General features: G+C 72.5%; 3 protein-coding genes. 1 reads left to right on the top strand and 2 read right to left on the bottom strand.

Features of this window, described 5'->3' with window-relative positions; translation table 11 throughout:
- The coding region (locus AOK08_RS25195; protein WP_055530127.1) for a glycoside hydrolase family 26 protein at positions 1-1110 on the top strand (1110 nt) is incomplete at its 5' end.
- 22 nt (positions 1111-1132) lie between these two features.
- Here the strand turns inward: AOK08_RS25195 and AOK08_RS25190 are convergent.
- Together AOK08_RS25190 and AOK08_RS25185 are read right to left on the bottom strand one after the other, a co-directional pair.
- Positions 1133-2293 (bottom strand): GNAT family N-acetyltransferase, encoded by a 1161-nt coding sequence (locus tag AOK08_RS25190; protein ID WP_055530125.1) that lies wholly within the window; start codon positions 2291-2293, stop codon positions 1133-1135.
- The coding region (locus AOK08_RS25185; protein WP_055530123.1) for a YveK family protein at positions 2290-2909 on the bottom strand (620 nt) is incomplete at its 5' end. The genes AOK08_RS25185 and AOK08_RS25190, both read right to left, overlap by 4 nt.

Here is a 2909-nt window from a genome sequence, read left to right as displayed (position 1 = left end):
TCGATCCTGGCCGTGCCCCGGCTCCCCGCCTTCGGCGCGTACGTCGACTACGACGGCGCCCGGGGCACGGCCAGGATCGACGAGCTCAGCAAATGGCTGGGCGGCGCCGATCTCACCGTCGGGCACACCTATCTGCCGGGCGACCGGTGGAGCAACATCGAGGGGCTGCCCGGCTTCCTCGACGTGTGGGCGGACTGGCGGCGGGCCCGGGAGGACCGGCTGTTCGTCCTCAACGTGCCCATGCTGGAGCGCAACGAGGAGGGTGTCTCCGACCGCCTGGTCCGGGTGTATCTGCGGCGTGGCGCGGCCGGTTTCTACGATCACCACTTCCGCGCCCTGGCCGAGCGGCTGGTGGCGCTGAACATCCCGGACACGGTGATCGTGCTCGGGTGGGAGATGAACGGCATTACGTACACCCATCGCTGCGGGCCGGACCCGGAGGCCTGGAAGAGGTACTGGAACAGGATCGTCACCACCATGCGGTCGGTGCCGGGCCAGAAATTCCGGTTCGATTTCAATCCGACCCGGGGCAAGGACGCCATTCCGTGGCCGCAGTGCTATCCGGGGGACGACACGGTCGACATCATCGGAATGGATTCGTACGACCAGCCCCGGGGGCTCTCATTCGACGAGCAGGTGAGCGAGCCCTACGGACTTCAGGCGCACGTGGATTTCGCCAAGGAGCACGGAAAGCCCATTTCGTATCCGGAATGGGGACTGTTCCGCAACGGCGACAATCCGGAGTACATGCGGCGCATGCTCGGGTGGATGGACGAGCACAAGCCGCTGTACAACACGCTGACCGACTACTGCCCGCACGGCGTGTGGCAGTGCGACAGCAATCCGAAGGCGTCCGAGGTGTACCGCCAGATCCTGACGGGCCGTAAGGACACCGGGCCGACCGTCCCGACCCCGGTGCCGACCGACCCGACGCCGGAACCGACACCCGAGCCGCCGAAGCCCACGGAACCGCCGGTCACCCCGCCGGTCACCCCGCCCGTGCCGCAGCCGCCGGCCAACTGCGCGCCGCTGGATCTGGGCGACTGGGTGGAGTACTGGATGGGCGGGAAGCTCTGCCTGAAGTTCGACTGGTGGTCGCGCAGCAGGTGACCGCCCGGTGGCGGCGGGTCGTTCACGATCCGCCGCCACCGTCGCCGCCACTCCCGTTTCCACCACCGCTTCCGCTTCCGTCGCGGTCCCGCAGCCGGCGCAGGAGTTCCTTGCCCCGGCTGCGGGCGGCGACATCGCACACGACCGCCGACATCAGCGGCGCCGTCAGCGGCCGGGCCAGCAACAGCCGCTGGTTGACGACGGGTTCGGGGCGCCAGTGGTGCTTGTACGGCTCGTCGCCGCGCAGCAGGCTCAGCGTGCCGTGCCCGCCCGCCCCGGTGTGCTGGGCGCAGGCGTCGAGAAGCATCACGGCGACATCGGCCTTGCGTTTGCGCAGGCCGGGGTGGGCGCCGTACAGATAGCCGCCCGCGAGGCGTCCCGACAGCAGCGTCAGATCGACGGCGACCACGCTGTCGTCGAGGCGGAACTCGGTGACCACGGCGTCCCCGGAGCGCACCATCGGCCCGACCGACCTGGCCAGGTGCTCACGGAACCGGGGCTGGAGGTGTTCCGTCGTCACCTTCCGTCCCTGCCACTGGAGTTGGTGCAGTTCGAGAAGGCGGGCCAGGGCCGTGTCGACCTCGTCGGGGCGGACCACGCGCCGCTCGACACCGAGCGCGGTCAGCTTGCGCAGCTTGGCGCGGACCCGCTGGGCCTTCGCGGAGGGGAGCCGGGAGAGCAGACCGTCCATCGACACGGCCGGCAGCTCCAGGCACACCGAGTCCCTGACCTGGCGGCGCGGACCACGCCAGCGCTCGTACACACGCTCGGCCGCGCCACCCGGCCGGACCTCGCGGAGGTCGATCAGGGCGGTACGGGCGGCCTCGGCGAGGCCCAGGGCGAGCGCGTCGGCGGCCTCGTCGGCCGTGTCGTCGTCGAGGAGCACGTCACCGTAGTCGGAGATCGCCCCACCGAGCGGCACCAGGGCGGGCAGCGGGCGGCGTACGCGCATCAGCGGGGCGGCGGCGAGGAGTTCGCCCTCCGGATCGCGGACCACGACGATCCGCAGCCGGCCCGGGACGCCGTACGACAGCCACCACGAGTGCAGCCAGGCATGGCTCTGGAACGGGGTCGCCGCGCCGCACCGCCGGTACAACCGGCCCCAGGCCGGGGCGAGTTCGGCGAAGGCGGCCTCGTCGCTGACGACTTCGGCGCGCAGGGCGCCCGTGGCCGTGACCGTCATGGCCGGCCGTGCGCGTCGGCGGCGACGGCCGGGCCCGGTACGGAGGCCGGGGGCGCCGGTTCCTCCGTACGCCGTCGGGGCCGCACCAGCAGCACCAGTCCGCCGAGCAGTCCGCCCGCGCTCGCGCCGACCAGCCCGGTCACCGCGGCCGGGGCCGAGGACGGCTCGGCCGGCTTGACCGCGCGCGAGAACTGGAGCAGCTCGACGTGGGTCGAGTCCTTGGTGTCGTTGGCGTGCTGGGTGAGGGAGCGGGCCACAGCGTTGGCCATGTCGGTGGCGAGGCCGCGGCGGTTGGAGGTGGCCGACACGGCGACCATCGGCGCGTCCGGCGAGGTCGCCGTCTGCACGCTGGACCGCAGCGTCGACGCCGGTACGCCCGCCCACACCTGGGCGTCCCCGAGCACCGCGAGCTGGGTGGCGACCCGCCCGTACGCCTGGGCGAAGCCGAGCGCCGCCGCCGGGTCGGACTTCTCGGTCGGTACGGCGACGACGTAGCTGGTGGCCGTGTAGGTGGGCGGCTTGAGGACGCCGTACGCGCCGCCGAGGAGGCCGCCGAGCACGGCGCCGCCCGCGAGGAGGGACCAGGCGGGCAGGGCGCGGGTGCGGGTGCGGGGGG

The sequence above is a fragment of the Streptomyces graminilatus genome, assembly GCF_001418565.1.
Taxonomy (GTDB): Bacteria; Actinomycetota; Actinomycetes; order Streptomycetales; family Streptomycetaceae; genus Streptomyces; species Streptomyces graminilatus.
The sequence above is the reverse complement of the archived record's forward strand: the minus strand, read 5'-3'. Positions and strand labels throughout refer to the sequence as shown.

What these genes read in the sequence shown, in the direction of transcription:
- AOK08_RS25190 (WP_055530125.1), bottom strand. Translation starts at nt 2,293, where the DNA reads ATGACGGTCACGGCCACGGGCGCCCTGCGCGCCGAAGTCGTCAGCGAC.